Below are 22,337 nucleotides of genomic sequence, written 5' to 3' on the forward strand. Positions count from 1 at the left end.
CGTCAGTAGCTCAGTAGGTCATCGCCACGCCGGGGTCGGCCAGGAGGGCGCCGACGTCGGCCAGGAACTGCGAGCCCTGCTGGCCGTCGACCACGCGGTGGTCGAAGCTGAGGGCCAGTTGGCACACCTTGCGCGGCACGACTTGACCGTCCACCACCCACGGCATGTCGCGGATCGCGCCCAGGGCCAGGATCGCCGACTCGCCCGGGTTGATGATCGGGGTGCCCGTGTCGACGCCGAAGACGCCGACATTGGTGATGGTGATCGTGCCGCCCATCATGTCCGCGGGCGTCGTCTTGCCCTCACGGGCGGTCGTGGCCAGGTCGTCCAAGGCCACGGCCAGCTCGCGCAGCGACATGCGGTCGGCGTCGCGGACCTTCGGGACCACCAGGCCGCGCGGCGTCGCGGCGGCGATGCCCAGGTGCACGTAGTCCTTATAGACGATCTCCTGCGCCGCCTCGTCCCACGTCGCGTTGACGTCGGGCGTGCGGCGGACGGCCAGGGTGACCGCCTTGGCGGCGAACGCCAGCGGCGTGAGCTTGACGTCGCGGAACTGCGGCGCGTTCTTCAGCCTCGCCCGCAGCTCCATCATCGGCGTCACGTCCACCGTCAGGAACTCCGTGACGTGCGGCGCGGTGAACGCGCTGTCCACCATCGCCTGCGCGGTCGCCTTGCGGACGCCCTTGATCGGCACCCGCCGTTCCCGCGTGCCGTGGTCGACGGCGGCCGGTGCGGTGGGTGCCGCCACGGCCTGCTCGACGTCCTCCCGCGTGATCACGCCACCCGGGCCGGAGCCCGTCAGCGCGAACAGGTCGACGCCCAGGTCCTTGGCCAGCTTGCGCACCGGCGGCTTGGCCAGCGGCACGTAACCGCCCCGCGGGGCCACCGGCTCCGCGACCACCGGAGCGGGTGCGGGAGCCGGAGCAACCGGAGCCGCAGCCGCGGGAGCGGTGGCGACGGGAGCCGGGGCGTCCTTGCGCGGACGGCGCTTGGCGGCACCCGAGCGCGGGCCGTAGCCGACCAGCGTGGCGATCCGGCCGCCCGGCATCTCCTCGCCGATCTTGCCGTTCGACCCGGCCGAAGCCGAAGCCGAAGCCGACGTCGGAGCGGGAGCCGAACCGGTCGGGTCCACGTCGATCGTGATGATCGGGACGCCGACCTCGACCGTCTGGCCCACCTCGACCAGCAGCTCGGTCACCACGCCGTCCCACGGGCACGGCAGCTCGACGGCGGCCTTGGCGGTCTCGATCTCGACGAAGACCTGGTTGACCTTCACCTCGTCACCCGGCTTGACGTGCCAGGTGAGGATCTCGGCCTCGGTCAACCCCTCTGCCGTGTCGGGCAGGGGGAACTGCTTGTACTGCGGCACGACTATCCCCTTACCAGGCCAGCGAGCGGTCGACGGCGTGCAGCACCCGGTCGAGGTCGGGGAGGAACTCCTCCTCCAACTTCGACGGCGGGTACGGGGTGTCGAAACCGGTCACCCGCAGCACCGGCGCCTGCAGGGAGTAGAAGCACTCCTGCTGCACCTTGGCCGCGATCTCGCTGGAGATGGAGGACTCGCTGGGCGCCTCGGTCACCACGACCAGCCTGCCGGTGCGCCGCACCGACTCGAACACGGGCGCGAGGTCGAGCGGGGACAGCGTGCGCAGGTCGATGACCTCCAGCGAACGCCCCTCCTCCTCGGCCGCCGCGGCGGCGTCGAGGGACGTGCGCACCATCGGCCCGTACGTCACCAGCGTGACGTCGGAGCCGGTGCGCAGCGTGCGCGAGGAGAACAGCGGCCCGGGGGCGGCGGTCGTGTCGACCTCGCCCTTCTCGTAGTAGCGCCGCTTGGGCTCGAAGAACAGCACCGGGTCGTCGCAGTCGATCGCCTGCTGGATCATCCAGTAGGCGTCGGCCGGGTTCGAGCACGAGACGACCTTGAGGCCGGCGGTGTGCGCGAAGTACGACTCGGGCGACTCGGAGTGGTGCTCGACCGCGCCGATGCCGCCGCCGAACGGCACCCGGATCACCATGGGCACCTTGAGCCTGCCCTGGGTGCGGAAGTGCAGCTTGGCGACCTGCGAGACGATCTGGTCGAAACCGGGGAAGATGAAGCCGTCGAACTGGATCTCGCACACCGGCCGGTAGCCGCGGATCGCGAGGCCGACCGCGGTGCCGATGATGCCGGACTCGGCCAGCGGGGTGTCCAGCACGCGCTGCTCGCCGAAGTCCTTCTGCAGGCCGTCGGTGATCCGGAAGACGCCGCCGAGCTTGCCGACGTCCTCACCCATCACGATGACCTTGGGGTTGGCCTCCATCGACGCGCGCAGGCCGTTGTTCAACGCCTTCGCGATGGTCAGCGTCTGCACCGCGGCGGGTGCGGCGGACGTGGGGCGGTCCATGGTCGGAGCAGCCATCAGTGCTCACCTCCCGCGAACCCGGCGTGGTAGGCCAGGAACTCGTCGCGTTGCGCCTCCAGGACGGGGTTGCCCTCGGCGTAGACCTCGCTGAAGATGCGCCCGGCCGGTGGGTCGGGCAGGTTGACGCAGTAGTCGCGCAGCTCGACCGCGATCCGGTCGGCCTCGGCCTCGATGGAGTCGAAGAACTCCTGGTCGGCCCACTGCTGCTTGACCAGGTGCACCTTGACCCGCTCGATCGGGTCCTTGAGCTTCCACAGCTCCAGCTCGTCGGACAGCCGGTAGCGCGACGGGTCGTCGGAGGTGGTGTGCGCGTCCATCCGGTAGGTGAACGCCTCGATCAGGATCGGGCCGTTGCCCTGGCGGCACTCCTCCAGCGCCCAGCGGGTGACCGCGAGGGTGGCCAGCACGTCGTTGCCGTCGACCCGGATGCCGGGGAAGCCGTAGCCGCGCGCCCGCTGGTAGAGCGGCAGGCGGGACTGGCGCTCGGTCGGCTCGGAGATCGCCCACTGGTTGTTCTGGCAGAAGAACACCAGCGGCGCGTCGTAGACCGCGGCCCACACGAAGCCCTCGTGCACGTCGCCCTGGCTGGTCGCGCCGTCGCCGAAGAAGCAGATCGTGGCCTCGCCGTCCGCGTCGCCGACCTTGCCGTCGAACTTCTGCCCCATGGCGTACCCGGTGGCGTTGAGCACCTGGTTGCCGATGACGATCGTGTACGGGTGGAAGCGGTGCTCGACCGGGTCCCACGTGCCGTTGTCGGTGCCGCGGAAGATGCCGAGCAGGTCGGTCGGCTTCACGCCGCGCGTCCACGCGATGCCGTGCTCGCGGTAGCTGGGGAACGCCATGTCCTCCGGCCGCAGCGCCCGGCCCGCGCCGATCTGCGCGGCCTCCTGGCCGAGCAGCGGCACCCAGATGCCGAGCTCGCCCTTGCGCTGCAGCGCGTTGGCCTCGCGGTCGACCCGGCGGACCAGGACCATGTCGCGGTACAGCCCGCGCAGCTCCTCGGCCGTGATGTCGATGTCGAAGTCCGGGTGCTGGACGCGCTCGCCCTCGGGGGTGAGCAGCTGCACCAGGTCGGCGCCGCCCTCGTCTGTCGCTCGCAAGCCTGCGATCACCTGTTCCGCTGTCGGTTTGGCAGCAGTGGCCGGCGCGGCATCCGGCCCTGGGTGCGTCCATTCTTCGGGGGACGACATGCGCCTTGTCTCCTCGTCTACGAGGCCGCCCGGTCGCTTGTGGCGGCCCAGCGCGGCTGCACCGCCAGTCGCCGTCGTCCCCGGGGTGTGGGGGGTCGGGCAACCGTCGGCGCTGACGGTGTTCTCATCCACATCCTGACATGGCGTCACCCGGGATGGTGAGCCCCATCCCAGTTCGTAATCTCCTGTGCAGCGTTCTGACGTGCGGGAACGGTTGGACGGCCAATCTTCGGCAGTCCGAGTAGCGCGTTCGGTAATCGAACTCCGGTGTCCCGGTTACCGATCGTTAACCACCTTCCGTAGGGTTCCGGACACGCCCGGTCGACCGGAACCGCCCACGTCGGCACCCTCGCGTTGGATGGACTACCGACCTTCGGCCGGACCGACCATTTCCACCACGCGAAACCCCGACCGGCCGGTGCGCCGTGACAGGATCGGTGCGTGGACCGTTCAGCGCTGACCCGTACCGTTCGCGGGCTCTGGGACGACGACATCCTCCCGAGCCTGTCCGCCTTGGTCGCGGTTCCCGCGATCTCCCCGATCTTCGACCCCGCGTGGGCCGAGCACGGCCACCTGGCCGCCGCGGTGGAACACGTGCGCGCCTGGCTCGCCGACCGCGACCTGCCGGGCGCGACCGTCGAAGTCGTCCAGCTGCCCGACCGCACGCCCGTCCTGCTGGTCGACGTGCCCGGCACCGCGCCGACGTCCGACACCGTGCTGCTGTACGGCCACCTGGACAAGCAGCCGCCGGTCGGTGGCTGGGGCGAGGGGCTCGGGCCGTGGACGCCGGTCGTGCGCGACGGGCGGCTCTACGGGCGCGGTGCGGCGGACGACGGCTACTCGGGCTACGCGGCGATCGCCGCGATCGAGGGCGTCCGGCGCGCGGGCGGCACGCACTCGCGGTGCGTGGTGCTGCTGGAGACCGGCGAGGAGTCCGGCAGCCCGGACCTGCCCGCCTACGTCGACCACCTCAAGCCGCGGCTGGGCGAGGTGTCGCTGGTCGTGTGCCTGGACTCGGGCGGCAACGACTACGACCGCATGTGGCTGACCACGTCGTTGCGCGGGTTGGCGCAGGTCACGGTGACCGTGCGGGTGCTGGAGAGCGGGCTGCACTCCGGCATGGCGAGCGGGATCGTGCCGTCGTCGTTCCGGATCGCCCGGCAGCTGCTCGACCGGCTGGAGGACTCCACGACCGGCGAGGTGCTGGTGCGCGAGATGCACGTCGACATCCCGGAGAACCGGGTGGCGGAGGTGCGTGAGGCGGTGGCCAGCGTGCCCGGCGTGCTGGTGGGCAGCGTGCCGTGGGCCGGTGGGACGCAGCCGATGGCGACCGAGGAGGCGGAGCTGGCGCTCAACTCCGGGTGGCGGCCGACGCTGTCGGTGACCGGGGCGTCCGGGCTGCCCGAGCCGGACGACGCGGGCAACGTGCTGCGGCCGTTCACCACGCTGGTGCTGAGCTTCCGGCTGCCGCCGACCGCCGACTCGAAGGCGTCGATCGAGGCGGTGCGGCGGGCGTTGACGACCGACGTGCCGTACGGGGCTTCGGTGGAGCTGTCGCGCATCGAGTACGCGGACGGGTGGAACGCGCCGGAGCTCGCGCCGTGGCTGCGCGAAACGCTGGACCGGGTCGGCGAGGAGGTGTTCGACGCGCCGTGGCGGACGGTGGCGCTGGGTGGCTCGATCCCGTTCATGGGGCTGCTGCACGAGGCGTACCCGCAGGCCCAGTTCCTGGTCACGGGCGCGGTCGGGCCGGACTCCAACTGCCACGTGCCCGACGAGTGGCTGCACCTGGCGCACGCGGCCCGGATCACCGAGGCCGTGGCCGTGGTGCTGGACGCGCACGCACGGCGTTGAGTCGTTGAGGGGTGGGCCGGGTGGCACGCCGCCCGGCCCACCACCGTTCAGGCCCTGGTTCGTCGGTGACGTCCGGTCACGCGGCCCGCTTCCGGTCGAGGTCGCGGAGCAGGGCGAGGCCCGCGTCGGGTTGGTGACAGCTCGTCGATACCGATGATCACCCGGCCGGGTGCGCGCTCACGCTCGGTGGCCTGCTCGGCGGCGATCCGGCCGAGGAACACACGGAAGCGTTCGACCAACTCCGGCGCGGCGACCGGCAGCACGACCTGCGACGTCGCGCTGACCCGCTCCGGGCGGTCCGCGCCGCTGTACCGGGGAGGTAAGTCGAACTCCACGGAGAGTGACGACGACAGTCCACTGACCGGGTCCGCAAACACCGGCCGGGACCGCTACCTAACCCGCCGGTAACCGGTTTACTGAACCGATGCCGCACACTGGCCGAGTGAACGAGCACAGCCGGCAAGCCGAGCGGACGCGGTTGGCGGAGTCCGACTCCCCGACCGCACCCTGGCGTCTCTGGGGCCCCTACCTGGCCGGACGGCAGTGGGGCACGGTGCGGGAGGACTACTCGGCCGGCGGTGACGCGTGGACGTCGTTCCCGTTCGACCACGCCCGTTCACGCGCCTACCGCTGGGGCGAGGACGGCATCGCCGGCATCTGCGACGTGCACGGCTTCCTCAACCTCGGCGTCGCTCTCTGGAACGGCCGCGACCCGATCCTCAAGGAGCGCTACTTCGGCCTGACCAACAACGAGGGCAACCACGGCGAGGACGTCAAGGAGCACTGGTGGGTCACCGACGGCACGCCGACGCACTCGTGGATGCAGGTCGTCTACCGGTACCCGCAGCGTGAGTTCCCGTACGCCGAGCTGCGCGAGATGGCCGAGCGCGCCGGCCGCAACGAGCGCGAGCCCGAGCTGTCCGACACCGGCGCGCTCGACGAGAACCGGTTCTTCGACGTGCGGGTCGGCTACGCCAAGGCGGGCCCGAAGGACATCTGCGTCGAGCTGACCGCCACCAACCACGGGCCGGACCCGGCGCCGCTGCACCTGCTGCCCCAGTTCTGGTTCCGCAACACGTGGGCGTGGGGCCGTGACGACCGCAGGCCGACCCTGCGCGCCTGCACCCGCGACGGCTGGCGCCGGATCACCGCCGAGCACGGCGCCCTGGGCCGCTACACGCTGCACGTCGAGGGCACGCCGACGCTGCTGGTCACCGACAACGAGACCAACGAGGTCGAGCTGTTCGGCACCGGGCGCAACCCGACCCGCTACACAAAGGACGGCATCGACCGGTACGTCGTCGGCCGGGACGCGACGGCGTGCCAGGTCGTCGGCCCGGACGACACCAGCGAACCGGGCACGAAGGTCGCCGCCTGGTACTCGTTCGACCCGGTCGAGCCGGGCGAGTCGGTGACCGTGCGGCTGCGCCTGGTGGAGGGCGACGGGCACCTCGACGCGTTCGGCCCGAGCTTCCAGGACACGGTCGACCAGCGCAAAGCCGAGGCCGACGAGTTCCACCGGACCGACCTGGACCCCAAGCGCGCCGCCGTGGTCAGACGGGCGCTCGCGGGCCTGATGTGGACCAAGCAGCACTACCGCTTCCGCACCGCCGACTGGCTCGACGGCGACCCGGCGCAGCCCGCCGCGCCCACGTCGCGCAAGAACATGCACGCCCGCAACGCGCACTGGCGGCACTTCGACGTGGCCGACGTGATCTCCATGCCGGACGAGTGGGAGTACCCCTGGTTCGCGGCGTGGGACCTCGCGTTCCACACCGTGCCGTTCGCGAGGGTCGACCCGGCGTTCGCCAAGGAGCAGCTGCTCCTGCTGTGCCGGGAGTGGCTGATGCACCCCAACGGCCAGCTGCCCGCCTACGAGTGGGAGTTCGGCGACGTCAACCCGCCGGTGCACGCGTGGGCGGCGCTGCAGGTCTACCGGTCCGAGGAGGTCAAGGACCGCAAGTTCCTGGCCAAGGTCTTCCACAAGCTGCTGCTGAACTTCTCCTGGTGGGTCAACCGCAAGGACGCCGACGGCAGCTACCTGTTCGAGGGCGGCTTCCTCGGCATGGACAACATCGGCCCGGTGAACCGGTCGGAGCCGATGCTGGGCCAGTGGCGGCTGGAGCAGTCCGACGCCACGTCGTGGATGGCGGCCTACAGCCTGCACTTGATGCAGATCGCGCTGGAGCTGGCGCGGTACGACGAGTCGTACGAGGACGTGGCCACGAAGTTCGTGGAGCACTTCCTGAGCATCGCCGAGGCGTCCACGCAGTTCGGTTCCGGCGGGCGCGGCATCTGGGACGAGACGGACGGCTTCTGCTACGACGTGGTGTCGCGGCGGCTGCCGGACGGGCACGTCGAGTCGCAGCCGGTGCGGGTGCGGTCGATGGTGGGGCTGATCCCGGTGCTGGCGTGCGCGGTGCTGGAGCCGTGGGTGTTCGAGGAGCTGCCCGACTTCGCCCGGCGCCTGGAGCACCTGCTGACCAAGCGGCCGGAGCTGCAGCAGTTCCTGAGCCGCAGTGGCGGCGGGGCGCTGCTGAGCCTGTTGGACGAGCGCAAGCTGCGGCGCGTGCTGAGCCGGATGCTGGACGAGGGCGAGTTCCTCTCTCCGCACGGCATCCGCAGCCTGTCCGCGGCGCACCGCGAGGGCTTGGAGGTGCAGGTCGCGGACCAGGAGCACCGGATGGGCTACGAGCCGGGCGAGTCCCGCACGCCGATGTTCGGCGGCAACTCGAACTGGCGCGGCCCGGTCTGGTTCCCGACCAACGCGCTGCTCGTGGAGGCCCTGCGCACGATCGAGGAGTTCCACGACGGAAGGTTCCACGTGGAACTTCCGACCCGCAGCACGCGCCACGTGACGGCCGGCCAGGCGGCGGACGAGCTGGTCAGACGGCTGGTGGCGCTGTTCCTGCCCGACCACGACGGCCGCAGGCCCGCGGACGGCAAGCGGATCGAGTCGACCGATTCACCCTTGTGGCGGGAGCATGTCACCTTCAGCGAGTACTTCGACGGCGACACGGGTGAGGGCCTGGGCGCGACGCACCAGACGGGGTGGACCGCGCTGGTCGCCAGCTTGTTGACGGATCGTCGCCAAACAGGCGCCGTGGGTGAATCAAATGTGTGATGAAGGCCAAACCGCTGAATGATTTGCGGCTGTTCGGGCCCTGTGACGCAAGATTCATGCACACCGAAGTTCTGTAACACGCACGTGCTGTGCACCCCGTGGCCCAAGTGGCAGTATGCCGAACACTCGACCGACACAGTTACAAGGAGTGACGCCGTGGCCCGTCGTACCAGGCACGCTGCGCTCGCCCTGTTCCCCGTGCTCGCCTTGGCGGCCACGATGACGGCGTGCGCGACCAAGGTCAACACCGACTCGTCAGGCGACGGGTCCAGCATCAACCTGGTCCAGAGCGGCAAGCTGATCACCTGCACCCACCTGTCCTACAAGCCGTTCCAGTACACCGAGGGCGACAAGACCGTCGGCTTCGACGTCGACCTGGTGAACCTGGTGGCCAAGGAGCTGGGCGTCACGCAGGAAATCTTCGACACCCCGTTCGACAACATCACCTCGGGCGAGGTCTTCAACACCGGCGACTGCGACCTCGCCGCCGCCGGCATGACGATCAACGAGGCGCGCCAGAAGGCGATCGACTTCTCGGACCCGTACTTCGACGCCAGCCAGGCGCTGCTGGTCAAGAAGGACTCGGGCATCAAGGACCTGCCCGACCTCAAGGGCAAGCGGCTCGGCGTGCAGCAGGACACCACCGGCGAGGAGTACGGCCGGGCGAACGCCGAGGCCAACGGCTACGAGGTCGTCGAGTACGAGGACCTGCCGCTGCTCGAGACGGCGGTGCGCACCGGCGCGGTGGACGCGGCGATGAACGACAACGGCGTGCTCTACGACTACGTCAAGGAGTTCCCCGACACCGAGGTCACCAAGGAGTTCGACACCGGTGAGGTGTACGGGATCGGCATGAAGAAGGGCAACACCGCGCTCCAGGCCAAGGTCAACGAGGTCTTGAAGAAGGCCAAGGAGAGCGGCGAGTACGACAAGATCTACGAGAAGTGGTTCGGCAAGAAGCCGGAGTCGAAGTAGCCGGCTGACCACGGGGGCCGGTGCCGAGGCGCACCGGCCCCTCGCTTGTCCCCACTCCCGGAGGAACTCCGACATGGCCATGTCGAAACGGCGGAGGGCGACCCTCTCGCGCCGTGTGCAGTACGCGTTGTTCATCGTCATCGCGCTCGTCCTGGCGTTCGCCGCCGACTGGACCGAGCTGCGGCGCTCGTTCTTCGACGTCGAGACGGCCCGGGAGATGTTCCCCAACGTCCTGACGGTGGCGTTCAAGAACACCCTCTTCTACACCGCGTTCGGTTTCGCGATCGCCTTCGGGCTCGGCCTCGTCCTGGCGCTGATGAAGCTGTCCTCGGTGGGGCCCTACCGGTGGCTCGCCACCATCTACATCGAGTTCTTCCGCGGTGTGCCCGCCCTGCTGGTGTTCATCGCGATCGACACCGCGGTACCGCTGGCGTTCGGCATCGCCTTCGACACCGCGTCCAAGGCGGGCGTCGCCCTGGGCATGGCCGGTGGCGCCTACATCGCCGAGACGATCCGCGCGGGCATCCAGGCCGTGCCCAAGGGCCAGATCGAGGCGGCCAGGTCGCTCGGCATGACGCCGCTGCGGACGATGCTCACCGTGGTGATCCCGCAGGCGTTCCGGATCGTGCTGCCGCCGCTGACCAACGAGCTGATCCTGCTCACCAAGGACTCGTCGCTGATCAGCGTCGTCGGCCTGACCACGGCGCAGTACGAGCTGACGAAGTTCGGCCGCGAGACGCTGAGCCAGAACCCGACGATGACCCCGATCCTCATCGCGGGCCTGTGCTACCTGATCATCACGTTGCCGCTGGGCCACCTGTCGCGGTACCTGGAGCGGCGCACGGGCGGGAAGAAGATCAGCACGCCGGAGTCGACCGGGTTGGGGGTGTCCGCGTGAGCGACGTCGTGGTCGAGGTGACCGGGCTGAAGAAGTCGTTCGGCCCGCTGGAGGTGCTCAAGGGCATCGACCTGTCGGTCAACCGCGGTGACGTGGTGTGCATCATCGGGCCGTCCGGCTCGGGCAAGTCGACCCTCCTGCGCTGCGTGAACCTGCTGGAGGAGCCGACCGGCGGCAAGATCGTGGTGCACGGCACCGAGCTGACCGACCCGGACGTGGACATCGACGCCGCGCGCACCAAGATCGGCATGGTGTTCCAGTCGTTCAACCTGTTCTCGCACCTGAGCGTGCTGAACAACCTGACCGTGGCGCAGCGCAAGGTGCTCAAGCGGGACGCCAAGCAGGCGCAGGAGGTCGCGTTGCGCAACCTCGAGCGGGTCGGGTTGTCCGACAAGGTGAACGCGATGCCGAACCAGCTCTCCGGCGGCCAGCAGCAGCGCGTGGCGATCGCGCGGGCGCTGTCGATGGACCCGGACGTGATGCTGTTCGACGAGCCGACCTCGGCGCTGGACCCGGAGCTCGTCGGTGACGTGCTCGGGGTGATGCGGCAGCTGGCCGACGAGGGCATGACGATGCTCGTGGTGACGCACGAGATGCAGTTCGCCCGCGAGGTGGCCGACCGGGTGCTGTTCATGGACGGCGGCTACGTGGTCGAGGAAGGCCCGGCCGAGCAGGTCATCGGGGCGCCGCAGCACGAGCGCACGCAGTCGTTCCTGGCCCGCGTGCTCGACCCGACGCACCAGGGACCGAGCGGCAGCTGATCCCCCTTGGGCCGATCCCACCACGGGGGTCGGCCGGTGCCCCTATTGTCTTCTCCCATGGCTGAGGCGGGGGCGCGGGGGCTGGACGTGTTCGACCCCAGCCCGCCGCGCTCCGTCCGGATGGCCGCCGCCGAGGTGCTGCGCGGTGTCGGCGAACCGGACGGGACGTGGCGGTTACCGAGGCGGCGGGCGGGGATGCCGCCGGTGGTGCGGGTCGCGGACCGGTTCCTGACCGGCACGCTGGACCTGCGGGCGGTGGAGTTCCCGTACCTGCTGGAGTTCGTGCGCTGCCGGTTCGAGGAGCCGCCGGACCTGCGGCAGGGCAAGCTGGCCGGCATCGCGTTCGCGGACTGCCGGCTGCCGGGCGTGTCGGCGCGGAACCTGAGCAGCGCCAACGAGGTCTCGCTGGACGGCAGCACGGTCGAGGGCCTGGTCGACCTGGTCGACGCGGACGTGGCCGGGTCGTTGTCGGTGCGCGACAGCGTGTTGAGCGTGCCGGACGGGATCGCGCTGCACGCCGACCGGTTGAAGGTGGCGGGCGGGTTCCTGGCGCAGCGGGTGCGGGTCACCGGCGAACTGCGGATGGCGGGCGCGCACGTCGGCGGGTACTGCAACTTCAGCGGCGGCCTGCTCACCAACCCGCGTGGCCACTCGATCAACGGCACCGGGTTGCACGTCGGCGGCAACCTGCTGATGAACGGCTGCACCTTGCGCGGCACCGTGCTGCTCGCGGGCGCGCGGGTCGACTCGGCGCTGACGCTGCGCGGCACCACCGCCGCCGACGGCCGGTCGGACGACGACGCGCTGGACCCGCACTCCGACCCGAACGCCACGCTGGTGTTCGACCGCATCGCGGTGGACGGCGACGTGCAGCTCGACCGGGGTTTCACCAGCGCCGGCACGGTGCGCATGGTCAACGCCGCGTTGGGCGGCACGCTGTCGCTGTCGGGTGGGTCGTTCGACGCGCTCGGTGCCGATGACGGCGAGCCCACCGGCTACGGCCGGGCGTTGGCCACGGACACCGCCGAACCCACGGGGTACGGGCGCGCGCTGCACCTGGACGGCACGACGGTCGGCGGCGACATCATCGGCCGGCAGGCCACCGTGCGCGGGCAGGTGCGGATGGTCGACTTCCAGGCCAAGGGCAGCCTCATCCTCGACGGGTCCACTCTGGACAACCCGCGCGCGGACGCCCTGCTGGGCAACCGGTCCCGCATCGGCAGCAACCTCGCCGCCCGCGAGGTGGAGGTGGCGGGCGGGCTGGAGCTGCGGGGCGTGCAGATCGGCGCGAACCTCGACCTGCGGGGCAGCCGGATCACCAAGCCGGGCCGGTACCGGCACCAGCCGGCGGGCAAGCCGTCGCTGGACGTCGGCGGCGCGGTCATCGGGCGTGACCTGATCTGCGCACGCGGTGCGAAGGAGTTCGTCGCGCACGGTGGCGTGCGGGCACGGCGGGCGCACATCGGTCGGATGGCCACGTTCGAGGGCGCGGTGCTCGGCGACAAGCTCGACGCGCACGCGTTGAACCTGCTGGGCATGCAGGTGCAGGAGCTGGTGGTGAAGCCGATCAGCCCGCCGCGCGGTGACGTGACGCTGCGGCAGGTGCGCTGCACGGTGCTGGACGACGACGAGCACTTCTGGGGCGCCACCGGCTGGATCGACCTGGAGGAGTTCCGCTACGACTCGCTGCGGCACCCGATCGACCTGCGTGACGACGGCGAGGTCGAGCGGCGGCTGCGCTGGCTGCGGCAGGCGATGCGGCGCACCTACCGGCCGGGGCCGTACGACCAGTTCGCCGAGATGCTGCGGGCGGGCGGCAACGACGAGCACGCGGCCACCGTGCTGGTGGAGAAGCAGCGGCTGCGGTACCGGGCGGTCGCCGAGGGCCGTCGCTGGCTCGGGCCGCTGGTGCTGGTGTGGAGCTGGCTGCAACGCGCGATGGTGGGCTACGGCTACCGCCCGGCCCGCGCGCTGGCGTGGCTGGTGGTGACGTGGCTGCTGGGCGCCGTGTACTTCGAGGCGGGCCCGGAGCTGTCCGAGATCAACCAGGACGACCGGCTGTCGTGGAACCCGTGGCTGTTCACGATCGACCTGGTCGTGCCGATCGTGGACTTCGGCAACAAGAACCGGTGGAACACACCGGGCGCGTCTCAGTGGATCGCGGCGGGGCTGATCGCGATGGGGTGGGTCCTGGCGACCACGGTGGCGGCGGGTGTGACCCGGACGTTGAAGCGCTGACCGGGCGACTGTCACTAGGGTTGCGGCCGTGACTGATCTGGTGCTGGCACTGGACGTCGGCGGCACGAAGATCGCCGGGGCGGTGGTCGAACGCGGTGGGGTGGTGCGGCGGGCGGTTCGGGTGGGGACGCCGCTCGGGGCCGCGGAGCAGACGTGGGACGCGGTGGCGTCGGTGGTCGACGAGGTGTTGCGGGGTGAGGCCGTGGCCGGGGTCGGTATCGCGTCGGCCGGGCCCGTGGACGCCGACGCGGGCACGGTCAGTCCGATCAACGTTCCCGGCTGGCGTGGTTTCCCGCTGCGCGAGCGGGTGGCCGCGGTGGTGCCCGGTGTGCCGGTGGAGTTGGCGGGCGACGGGCCGTGCATGGCGTTGGGCGAGCACTGGCTCGGTGCGGGCCGGGGTAGCCGGTTCATGCTGGGGCTGGTGGTGAGCACGGGTGTCGGTGGTGGGCTGGTGCTCGGTGGGCGGCCGTTCGGCGGGCGCACCGGGAACGCCGGGCACATCGGGCACGTGGTGGTCGAGCCGGACGGCGAGCCGTGCGCGTGCGGTGGGCGCGGGTGCGCGGAGACGGTGGCCGGCGGGCCGCGGATGGTGGCGTGGGCGCGCCGCCAGGGCTGGCAGGCGCCGGACGACGCGGACGCCGCCGTGCTGGCGGCGGCGGCCGGTGCGGGCGAGGACATCCCGAAGGCCGCGTTCGAGCGGGCCGGTCGGGCGGTCGGGCTGGCGATCGCGGCCACGGCCGCGGTGGTCGACCTGGACCTGGCCGTGGTCGGCGGCGGCGTGGCGCAGGCGGGCGAGCTGCTGTTCGACCCGATCCGCCAAGTCGTCGCCGACCACTGTGGACTGTCCTACCTGGACGGCTTGCGGGTGGAGCCCGCCCGGCTCGGTGGCCGGGCGGGACTCGTCGGCGCCGCCGCGCTGGTGCTCGGCTAGTGGACGGCGATCGGCTTGACCCGGTCGCTGTCCTCGTCCACGTGGTAGTCGTCGCCCTGCGTCTCGTCGGTGCCGTTGGACCACCGGGTCCGCTTGGCGATCAGCGTCACGACGACCGCGACCAGCAGGTTCGCCACGACGGCGATCGCGCCGACGTAGATCTGCACGACCGAACCGGCGAAGGGCTCCCAGCCGAACAGCGACAGCTTGCCCAGCGGCAACGCCGAACCGGCGAAGTGCGCCTTGCCGACCGCCGGGTTGCCGATGTTGTACAGCAGCCACATGCCGTAGCCCATGCCGACGATCCAGCCCGCGATGAGGCCCCACAGGTGGAACCAGCGGGTGTAGAGCGCGATCGCCACGGCGGGCAGCGTCTGCAGGATCATCACGCCGCCGATGAGCTGCAGGTCGATGGAGAACTGCGGGTCGATGAACACGATGAACGCGACCGCGCCGAACTTCACCACCAGCGACGCCAGCTTGGCCTGCTTGGCCTCCTGGGCGGGCGAGGCGTCCTTCTTCAGGTACTCCTTGTAGATGTTGCGGGTCCACAGGTTCGCCGCCGCGATCGACATGATCGCCGCGGGCACCAGGGCGCCGATCGCGATGGCCGCGAACGCCACGCCCGCGAACCAGCCCGGGAACTCCTGGCCGAACAGCACCGGCACGATGGTGTTGGTGTCCGGGCGGCCGGTGGCCTGGTTGGTGATCGGCTTGACGCCCGCGCTGATGGCGACGAAGCCCAGCATCGCGAGCAGGCCGAGCAGCAGCGAGTACGCGGGCAGCGCGACCATGTTCCGCTTGATCACGTTGCGGCCGCGCGAGGCCAGGATGCCGGTCAGCGAGTGCGGGTACAGGAACAGCGCCAGCGCCGAGCCCAGCGCCAGCGTGGCGTACTGGAGCTGGTTGTTCGCGGTCAGGATGATCCCGTCGGCCTTGCTCTCGGTGGCCGCGTACTTGGCCTGCGCGCTGTCGAAGATCGCCCCCCAGCCGCCGAACTTCGACGGCAGGTAGATCACCGCGACCAGGATCACGATGTAGATCAGCGTGTCCTTGACGAACGCGATCAGCGCGGGCGCGCGCAGCCCCGACTGGTAGGTGTAGAGCGCCAGGATCACGAACGCGATGAACAGCGGCAGGTGGCCCAGGATGCCCGAGCCGTTGAGGCCCATCGTGCGCAGCACGGCCTCCAGGCCGACGAGCTGCAGCGCGATGTAGGGCATGGTGGCGACGATGCCGGTGATGGCCACCAGCAGCGCGAGCCAGTGCGAGCCGTACCGGCCGCGGACGAAGTCCGCCGGCGTCACGTAGCCGTGCACGCGGGACACCGACCACATGCGCACCAGCGGCAGGAACACGATCGGGTACAGGATCACCGTGTAGGGCAGCGCGAAGAAGCCCATGGCGCCGGCGCCGAAGACCAGCGCGGGCACGGCGACGAACGTGTACGCGGTGTAGAGGTCACCGCCGACCAGGAACCAGGTGATCCAGGAGCCGAACTTGCGACCGCCCAGGCCCCACTCGTCGAGGTGGTCGAGGGTGTCGCCCGCCTTCCACTTCGCCGCGACGAAGCCCAGGACGGTGACCAGCAGGAACAGCGCGCTGAACACCACCAACTCGGTCCACTGCATTACTTGGCCCCCTCGTCCAGGTCGTCCACGCCGAGCAGGTCGGGCTTGCCCTTGACGACGGGTTCGTCCTTGGTCTTGACGTAGACCAGGCCCACGCAGAGCACGCCCACCGGCACCCAGGCGAACTGGTACCAGTAGAAGAACGGCAGCCCGAGGACCCTCGGCTCATCGGAGTTGAACCAGGGCGTGATGAGCATGAGCAGAGGAATCAGCAGCAGCAGGTTCCAGTTGCTCCAGCGCAGGCTGGATTTTCGAGCAGAAGGCATGTGCCCCTCCGTACGGCGGCCCGGTTACGCGGTGTCGCGCATGGTAGGTCGGAGGAGGGACAGTAGTCACCATGTCGGGTGGGTTACCAACGAATGACGTAGCTGGATCGTGACCAACTACCGCTTCGTGCGCAGGCCGTCGACCAACTGCTTCTCCGCGCGGTCGAAATAGGTCAGCAACGCTTCTTCGGCCTGCCGAACCTCGCCCGCGTCGAGCAGGTCCACGATGGACTGGTTCAGCGGCAGGTAGTCGCGGTGGAACTCCTCGGGGTCGCCCATCACGTGGAACGCCAGGCGCACCTCGGCGAGCAGGCGCTCCATCTCCTCGTCCAGCCGGGAGCTGCCGGCCAGCGCGGTGAGGGCCTGGTGGAACTTGACGTTCGCGGTGCCGACACCGGTCCAGTCGCGCCGCGCGCGGAACGAGAGCCCCAGTTCGACGGTCTCGCGCACGGCTCGCTTCGCGTCCTCGTCGGCGTGCGGCCAGCGGCGGACGGCGCCGCACTCGATGACCCGGCGCGCGGCGTAGAGGTCGACGATGTCGGGCACGTCGGGGCGGCGGACGAACACGCCCTTGCTGTACTCGTGCACGAGCAGGCGTTCGTGGGTGAGCAGGCGGAACGCCTCGCGCAGCGTGTTGCGGGAGACGCGGAGGGCCTCGCCGAGCGCCTTCTCGTTGAGCTGCTGGCCGGGTTTGATGTCACCGTCCAGGACGCTGGTGCGCAGCTTGTCCGCCACGCGCTCGGCGGTGCTGGAGCGGTCGAGGTCACCGCGGTCCCTCGCCAGCGCGTTCAGCCAGCCGTCCGCCTGAGCCGTCGTCATGGTGAGTGAGTCTAGTCTAATGGAGTATTGAAGGATTGTTGAACAATCCGTACGTTGAACAACGGTGCGAGGGGAGGACTTCATGGACCTCAACGCGGATCTGGGCGAGGGCTTCGGCCGCTGGACCCTGGGTGACGACCGGGCGCTGCTGGACGTGGTGACCAGCGCGAACGTCGCCTGCGGGTTCCACGCCGGCGACCCGGAGACGATGCGGCGGACGTGCGAACTGGCGGCGGCGCGCGGCGTGGCGGTCGGTGCCCACGTCGGCTACCGGGACCTGAACGGCTTCGGCAGGCGGTTCGTCGACGTGGCGCCGGAGACCCTGACCGCCGAGGTGCTGTACCAGTTGGGCGGGCTGGACGCGTGCGCCCGCTCGGCCGGGACGCGGGTGGGGTACGTCAAGCCGCACGGCGCGCTCTACAACGCGCTGGTCACGCACGAGGCGCAGGCCGACGCCGTGGTGGACGCCGTGCGCGCGTTCGACCCGGCGCTGCCGGTGCTGGGGCTGCCGGGTGCGGTGTGGTTGAAGCGCGCCGAGGTGGCCGGCCTGCCGGTCCGGTACGAGGCGTTCGCCGACCGGGCGTACACGGCGGTGGGGACGCTGGTGGACCGGCGGCGGCCGGGCGCGGTGCTGCACGACGTCGGTGCGATCGCGGCGCGGTGCGTGGTGCTGGCGACGGAGGGGCGGGTGCGCGCGATCGACGGGCAGCTGCTGCGGATGCCGGTGGACTCGATCTGCCTGCACGGCGACAGCCCCGGTGCGGTGGCGATCGCGCGGGCGGTGCGGTCGGCGCTGACCGACGCGGGGGTGGCGCTGGGTCCGTTCTCGGGCGGGCTGGACCGGCTCAGCGCGTGACCCTCAGGCCGTCACGGGTGGGTGGGCCGGGGTGACGCCCATCCGGTCGAGCAGCCCGAGGATCACGTCGACCGTGTCGAGCACCAGGGCCGGGCTGATCCGTCCCGGCATCGTGCCGAAGACCAACCCCGCCTCGAAGTGCAGCGGGGAAGGAAGGCTGTGCGCCCGGGCCACCAGGTACTCGACGACCTCCGGGTCGAACGCGCGGGCCACGGCGGCCGGGTCACTGGTGAACACGGCGAACTGGGCGTCGAAGGGCCCCGGCGGGAAGGCGACCCGGTGCCACTGGCCGCCCTCTGCCGCCACGGTCACCGGGACCTCACGGACCAGTTCACCACCTTGGGCGGAGATGTGGTCCGCCGGCAGTGGACGGCCCCAGAGGTTCTTGCCCCCGTGGACGCGGCGGCTGATCTTCATCGGGGTCAGTCGCGCGGTGGACACCTCGATCCGGTGCTCGTAGTCCGTGCGCGTGCCGTTCTGGACGGACTTCTCCACCGACGCCTCGCCCACGCGCACCGACCACCTCCCGCGCGGGAAGTCGAGTGTGATGCCGAAGCTTCGAGGCGACGCCATGCTGAGCCGGTTGACCAAGCCGTCGGTCTCGGCCCTCATCGGCTCCAGCAACCCGACCGACCACGGGCGGGCTGCGGCGGGATCGACCACCCGTCCGCCGACCGTGGTCGCGAGCGCGGCCAGCCCGTCGACGTGCGCTTGTTCCTCCCTCCGGCCGCGGCGCGAGTTCCACCAGTACCCGAGGCCGAACAGGACCGCGATGATGGCGAAGAGCGGTGTGAGGCGGAGCCAGAATTCGTCCATGATCAGATGTCCAGGTATCCCTTGGTCTGCTGCTTGGACTGGTCTTCGCCGGTCTCGGCGTACTGGTCCGCCTTCTGCCGGGCCGCGTCGTTGCGCAGGGGCTTGTCGATGCCCGCGTTCGCGCCCGTGCCGACTCCGAGCTGCGACGCCGCCGCGTCGGTCACGGCGGTACCCATGGACCTGCCGAAGCCGTCTTGCAGTCGTTGGCCGAGCATGCCGTCCTTGCTCCACAGCTTGACCAGCGGCGACTTGTCCCCGCCCGCCTTGAGGGCGTCGGCGGCGAGGCTGCCGGCGTGCTTGTTGGCCATGGAGCGCTGGAACGCCGTCTTGACGTTCCCGGCCCGCTTGGCCAGGTTGCGCAGGAAGTCCAGGATCTTGGTCAGGAACTGCTTCAACCTGGCCACGATCCGGGCCACCCGGCTGCCGGTGGTGGCCACCCGGACGCTGGTCGCGGCGCCCGCGGCGGCGGTGGAGGCGCCGAAGCTCGGCACAGCCGCCGCCAGCGCGGGGATCCAGATCATGATCAGCCAGGTGATCAGCTCGGTGAGGATCGCCTTGATGAAGTCCTCGATGATCGTCATGATCATGCTCGAGGTCTGGAGCATCTGCGCCAGCTCACCGGCCTGACCGGCGACGCCGTCGATGCCGTTGGCGAACTCGCCCAGCTTCGTGCTGGCCGCCTCCGACGCGGAACCGCCCCAGCTGGTCACCGAGTTCGCCAGGTCGGTGTCGAACTGGTCGCGCAGCTTGGCCACGCCCTCGCCGATGGCGTTGAAGTTCTCCGCCGCCTGCGCCAGCGCGGGCCCGTCGCCGCTGACGAAGTGGATCGCGTCCTCCAGCGGCTGCACCACGCTGATCAGGAAGTTCAGGCCCTGACCAACCAACCAGCCGAGCGGGTCGGTGGCGATGCCCAGCGCGGAGGTGCCGAGCGATCCGATCAACGCCGAGCCCTCGGAGACCAGGCCGGTGACCTCGGCGCCGCCCTTCTCCTCGGCCTTGCCCCACGCTTCCTTGGTCTTGAGGTAGTTGCCGTAGAAGGGGGCGGCTTCCGCCATCTTCTGGCTGGTGTCCTTCTCGCCGACGGTGATCTCGACACCGCCGGCCTCGGTCTTCACTTCGGCCATTCCTTTGGTTCCCCGCCCCTACTTGCCGTCGAGCTGGACGTGCAGGCCGTTCAGCAGCTGCTTCACGGCTTCTTCCTGGGCGGCGTACTCCTGCGCCGCGCCGTTGAACTTGTCCGCGCCCGACTGCAAGCCGTCCTGAAGTGCCTGGAACACGTCGTTGAGGTCGTTGAGCATCTGCGTGTACTGGCCTTTGACGAACAGGCCGACCACGCCCCACGACTTCTCGCCCACGTCCGCCTTGGCCACCAGGCCCGCGATCTCGGCGGCGGTCCCGCGGTGGCCGTCGAGCTTGCCCGCGAAGGCCCGCAGTTCCCCGGGGTTGACGTCGAATCCGCCGCTCATCGGGCGCTCACCGGTCCTCGTCGTCGAAAAGGTTCAGGAAACGGCCGTCTGCCTGCGCGGGGCCGGAGCGCGGAGGCGGGGTCGGCTGGTCGTCGTCGCGCAGGAACCGGCGCTGGGAGAAGTCGTCCGGCTCCTCCGGCGGCGCGGGGCGGCGTGGCGGGGCCGGCCGGGCGGGCGGGGCCGGTGGCATCCGGTTCGGGACCGGGCCGGACGCGGGTGGGCCGGTGTAGGGCGGGGCCGGTGGCGGCGGGGCCTGCGGTGGTGGCGGGGCCTGCGGTGGTGGCGGCTGTTCGACCATGGCGCGCATGTCCTGCGGCGAGACGCCGAACAGCTGGGCCTGGGTCTCCAGCACCTGGTCGGTGAGGTTCATGTCGTCACCGAGGGCGTTCTCCACGATGCCGGCCTGGCGTCGGGCGGCCTCGGCGACGGCCTGCCTCAGCGTCGCCATGATCGCGCCGGCCAGCGCGTGCGGCGGCCGGCGCATCGCCGGGTCGCCCAGCCGGATGTCCTTGATCGCGCCGGACGGGCCCGCCACGACCGTCACCGCGCGGTCGGGCGAGGTCACGACCACCTCGAGCGCGGCCAGTTCCTCCTGCATCCGGTCGATGCCCGCGACCTGCTGGTCGACCCGGTGCAGCTTGGACTGGAACTGTTCGAACTGCGCGACGAGCTGGTCGAACTCGGCCGACACGTCAAGACCTCCCGGGGGCTGCTGGGGCTTCGAGCGGGCCCCATGGTGGCAAGGGGGTGGCGCGCTTCGTGCCCGAACGAGCGAAAAGAGTGGACGTTCACGCTCCCGGACGTTCGGCGGGTTCCTCGACCAAGCGGTGGTTGGGCAGCATCAGCGGGTGACCAGACGACTCCACGCAGTGATCAGCCTCACACTCGGTCTGTCCCTCCTCTCCCTCCCCGGCGTCGCGCACGCGCAGCCCGCGCCGTGCTTCGACCCGAACGCACCCGTCACCGTCGAAGAGCAGCGGTTGGGCGACCGGCTCACGCCGACCGGACCGGAGGTCGGGCCCGAGCTGGCCCGGCTGGGTGGGTTCGACGACGACGTCACCCGGTTCACCACCCGCCTGTGCGAGCCGATCTCCCACGCCCAGGCGATGTACCACGTGGCCGCCGGCGGGACGGAGCTGTGGCGGGCGGCGGTGCGGCGGGCGCAGTCGCCCCAGGCTTGGGACCCCTACGACGACCGACCGCTGTACTGGGCCCGGCTGCTCGCGACGAAGGCGCTGCGGCAGTGGCAGCCGCGGGGGTGGCAGCTCGACGCGGCCGCGCGGGCGAGGCTGGTCGACGCGTTCGACCGCACGTCGCGGGGCGTGGAGCAGGTGCGGTTCGGTGACGGTGTCCGGCGGATCGCGGTGACCGGGTTCGACCCGTTCCAGCTCGGCGGCACGTCCGTGCGGCGCAGCAACCCCTCGGGCGCGGCGGCGCTGCGGCTGGACGGCAAGGTGATCACCACGCCGTCCGGTCCGGTGGTGGTGGAGGCCGCCGTGCTGCCGGTGCTGTGGGGCGCGTTCGACCAGGGGATCGTGGAGCGGTTCCACGGCGCGGCGCTCGGCGCCCGGGCGGACGCGCTGGTCACGGTCAGCCAGGGTCGGCCGGGGCAGTTCGACGTCGAGCGGTGGGCCGGCCGGTGGCGCGGCGGTGGCGCGGACAACAACGACGTGCCGGTGACCGGTGTCGTGCCGGACGCGGTCGGGTGGCCCCAGCCCGCGCACGAGTTCATCGAGACGACGTTGCCGCACCAGCGCATGGTCGACGCCGGGACCACGCCGTTCCCCGTGCGCTACAACCGCGAGTTCTGCGAGTGGGTCCCCGGCACCGTCCCCGGCACCGGTCCGATGAGCTGCCGCACGGACGAGCCGACGCCGGGCGCCGCGGCGGCCGGTGGCAGCGGTGGCGACTACCTGTCCAACGAGTCGATGTACCGGGCGAACCGGCTGCGCCTCGGCCTGTCCGCCACCACGACCGCGGGCGGTCACCTGCACACGCCCGTGCTCGGCCAGCCCGCCGACCCGACCGCGCTGACCGACGCGGCGTTCGAGCGGGACCGCCGGGCGATCGCCGACCAGGTGCTCGCGCTGGTGTCGGTAATCTGACC

The 22,337-nt window shown here is 70.8% G+C and carries 19 protein-coding genes; 9 read left to right on the forward strand and 10 right to left on the reverse strand.

Going from position 1 to position 22,337, the window contains the following annotated elements:
- Window positions 1-10: 10 nt before the first annotated feature.
- From B0I31_RS15625 to pdhA, 3 genes are read right to left on the reverse strand one after another with little or no spacing between them, the layout of a single operon-like run.
- A complete protein-coding gene (locus B0I31_RS15625) occupies window positions 11-1,369 on the reverse strand; it encodes a dihydrolipoamide acetyltransferase family protein (RefSeq protein ID WP_106616126.1) in 1,359 nt (452 codons plus the stop codon).
- A 10-nt stretch (window positions 1,370-1,379) separates the two neighbouring features.
- Window positions 1,380-2,402 carry an alpha-ketoacid dehydrogenase subunit beta gene (locus B0I31_RS15630; protein ID WP_106616127.1) on the reverse strand — a complete coding sequence of 341 codons (1,023 nt, stop codon included), beginning with the start codon at window positions 2,400-2,402 and terminating at the stop codon, window positions 1,380-1,382.
- A complete protein-coding gene (gene pdhA, locus B0I31_RS15635) occupies window positions 2,402-3,595 on the reverse strand; it encodes a pyruvate dehydrogenase (acetyl-transferring) E1 component subunit alpha (RefSeq protein ID WP_106616128.1) in 1,194 nt (397 codons plus the stop codon). The genes B0I31_RS15630 and pdhA overlap by 1 nt, the downstream gene beginning before the upstream one ends.
- A gap of 441 nt (window positions 3,596-4,036) precedes the next feature.
- Between pdhA and B0I31_RS15640 the strand changes: the two genes are divergently transcribed.
- The 7 genes from B0I31_RS15640 to B0I31_RS15675 all read left to right on the forward strand — a co-directional run bounded on the left by B0I31_RS15640 (window position 4,037) and on the right by B0I31_RS15675 (window position 14,376).
- Window positions 4,037-5,449 (forward strand): M20/M25/M40 family metallo-hydrolase, encoded by a 1,413-nt coding sequence (locus tag B0I31_RS15640; protein ID WP_106616129.1) that lies wholly within the window; start codon window positions 4,037-4,039, stop codon window positions 5,447-5,449.
- A gap of 442 nt (window positions 5,450-5,891) precedes the next feature.
- Entirely contained in the window at window positions 5,892-8,573 is a 2,682-nt protein-coding gene (locus B0I31_RS15650; protein WP_245949958.1) for an MGH1-like glycoside hydrolase domain-containing protein, read from the forward strand.
- 156 nt (window positions 8,574-8,729) lie between these two features.
- Window positions 8,730-9,548: a basic amino acid ABC transporter substrate-binding protein gene (locus tag B0I31_RS15655; RefSeq protein WP_106616132.1), complete on the forward strand. Its 819-nt coding sequence runs from the start codon at window positions 8,730-8,732 to the stop codon at window positions 9,546-9,548.
- A 73-nt stretch (window positions 9,549-9,621) separates the two neighbouring features.
- Window positions 9,622-10,446, forward strand: coding sequence for an amino acid ABC transporter permease (locus B0I31_RS15660; protein WP_106616133.1), 825 nt, complete (start codon window positions 9,622-9,624; stop codon window positions 10,444-10,446).
- Window positions 10,443-11,207 carry an amino acid ABC transporter ATP-binding protein gene (locus B0I31_RS15665; RefSeq protein WP_106616134.1) on the forward strand — a complete coding sequence of 255 codons (765 nt, stop codon included), beginning with the start codon at window positions 10,443-10,445 and terminating at the stop codon, window positions 11,205-11,207. Before B0I31_RS15660 ends, B0I31_RS15665 begins: the two co-directional genes overlap by 4 nt.
- 57 nt (window positions 11,208-11,264) lie before the next feature.
- A complete protein-coding gene (locus tag B0I31_RS15670) occupies window positions 11,265-13,445 on the forward strand; it encodes a hypothetical protein (RefSeq protein ID WP_106616135.1) in 2,181 nt (726 codons plus the stop codon).
- A gap of 28 nt (window positions 13,446-13,473) precedes the next feature.
- Complete coding sequence (locus B0I31_RS15675; protein ID WP_106616136.1) at window positions 13,474-14,376, forward strand: ROK family protein; 903 nt, start codon at window positions 13,474-13,476, stop codon at window positions 14,374-14,376.
- On the opposite strand, the gene mctP is transcribed toward B0I31_RS15675, so the two are convergent.
- The 3 genes from mctP to B0I31_RS15690 form a co-directional block, all read right to left on the reverse strand.
- Window positions 14,373-16,007: a monocarboxylate uptake permease MctP gene (mctP, locus tag B0I31_RS15680; RefSeq protein WP_106616137.1), complete on the reverse strand. Its 1,635-nt coding sequence runs from the start codon at window positions 16,005-16,007 to the stop codon at window positions 14,373-14,375. The genes B0I31_RS15675 and mctP overlap by 4 nt on opposite strands.
- Window positions 16,007-16,273 (reverse strand): DUF3311 domain-containing protein, encoded by a 267-nt coding sequence (locus tag B0I31_RS15685; RefSeq protein WP_106616138.1) that lies wholly within the window; start codon window positions 16,271-16,273, stop codon window positions 16,007-16,009. The genes mctP and B0I31_RS15685 overlap by 1 nt, the downstream gene beginning before the upstream one ends.
- 117 nt (window positions 16,274-16,390) lie before the next feature.
- Window positions 16,391-17,092, reverse strand: coding sequence for a GntR family transcriptional regulator (locus B0I31_RS15690; RefSeq protein ID WP_106616139.1), 702 nt, complete (start codon window positions 17,090-17,092; stop codon window positions 16,391-16,393).
- An 82-nt stretch (window positions 17,093-17,174) separates the two neighbouring features.
- Here B0I31_RS15690 and B0I31_RS15695 point away from each other — a divergent pair, with 82 nt between their 5' ends.
- A complete protein-coding gene (locus B0I31_RS15695; protein WP_106616140.1) occupies window positions 17,175-17,948 on the forward strand; it encodes a LamB/YcsF family protein in 774 nt (257 codons plus the stop codon).
- A gap of 3 nt (window positions 17,949-17,951) precedes the next feature.
- Here the strand turns inward: B0I31_RS15695 and B0I31_RS15700 are convergent, their stop codons facing one another.
- The 4 genes from B0I31_RS15700 to B0I31_RS15715 are packed head-to-tail and all read right to left on the reverse strand — an operon-like array spanning window position 17,952 to window position 20,921.
- Window positions 17,952-18,764, reverse strand: a complete 813-nt coding sequence (locus B0I31_RS15700) for a hypothetical protein (RefSeq protein WP_106616141.1) — start codon at window positions 18,762-18,764, stop codon at window positions 17,952-17,954.
- 2 nt (window positions 18,765-18,766) lie between these two features.
- Window positions 18,767-19,888, reverse strand: coding sequence for a hypothetical protein (locus B0I31_RS15705; protein WP_106616142.1), 1,122 nt, complete (start codon window positions 19,886-19,888; stop codon window positions 18,767-18,769).
- 18 nt (window positions 19,889-19,906) lie between these two features.
- Window positions 19,907-20,230, reverse strand: coding sequence for a WXG100 family type VII secretion target (locus B0I31_RS15710; RefSeq protein ID WP_106616143.1), 324 nt, complete (start codon window positions 20,228-20,230; stop codon window positions 19,907-19,909).
- Between the two features lie 7 nt (window positions 20,231-20,237).
- Entirely contained in the window at window positions 20,238-20,921 is a 684-nt protein-coding gene (locus B0I31_RS15715; RefSeq protein WP_106616144.1) for a YbaB/EbfC family nucleoid-associated protein, read from the reverse strand.
- 157 nt (window positions 20,922-21,078) lie between these two features.
- Here B0I31_RS15715 and B0I31_RS15720 point away from each other — a divergent pair, with 157 nt between their 5' ends.
- Window positions 21,079-22,335, forward strand: a complete 1,257-nt coding sequence (locus tag B0I31_RS15720; RefSeq protein WP_146173856.1) for a C15 family peptidase — start codon at window positions 21,079-21,081, stop codon at window positions 22,333-22,335.
- The last annotated feature ends 2 nt before the right edge of the window (window positions 22,336-22,337 follow it).

Origin of the sequence: Saccharothrix carnea (genome assembly GCF_003014735.1) — a bacterium.
Lineage (GTDB): Bacteria > Actinomycetota > Actinomycetes > Mycobacteriales > Pseudonocardiaceae > Actinosynnema > Actinosynnema carneum.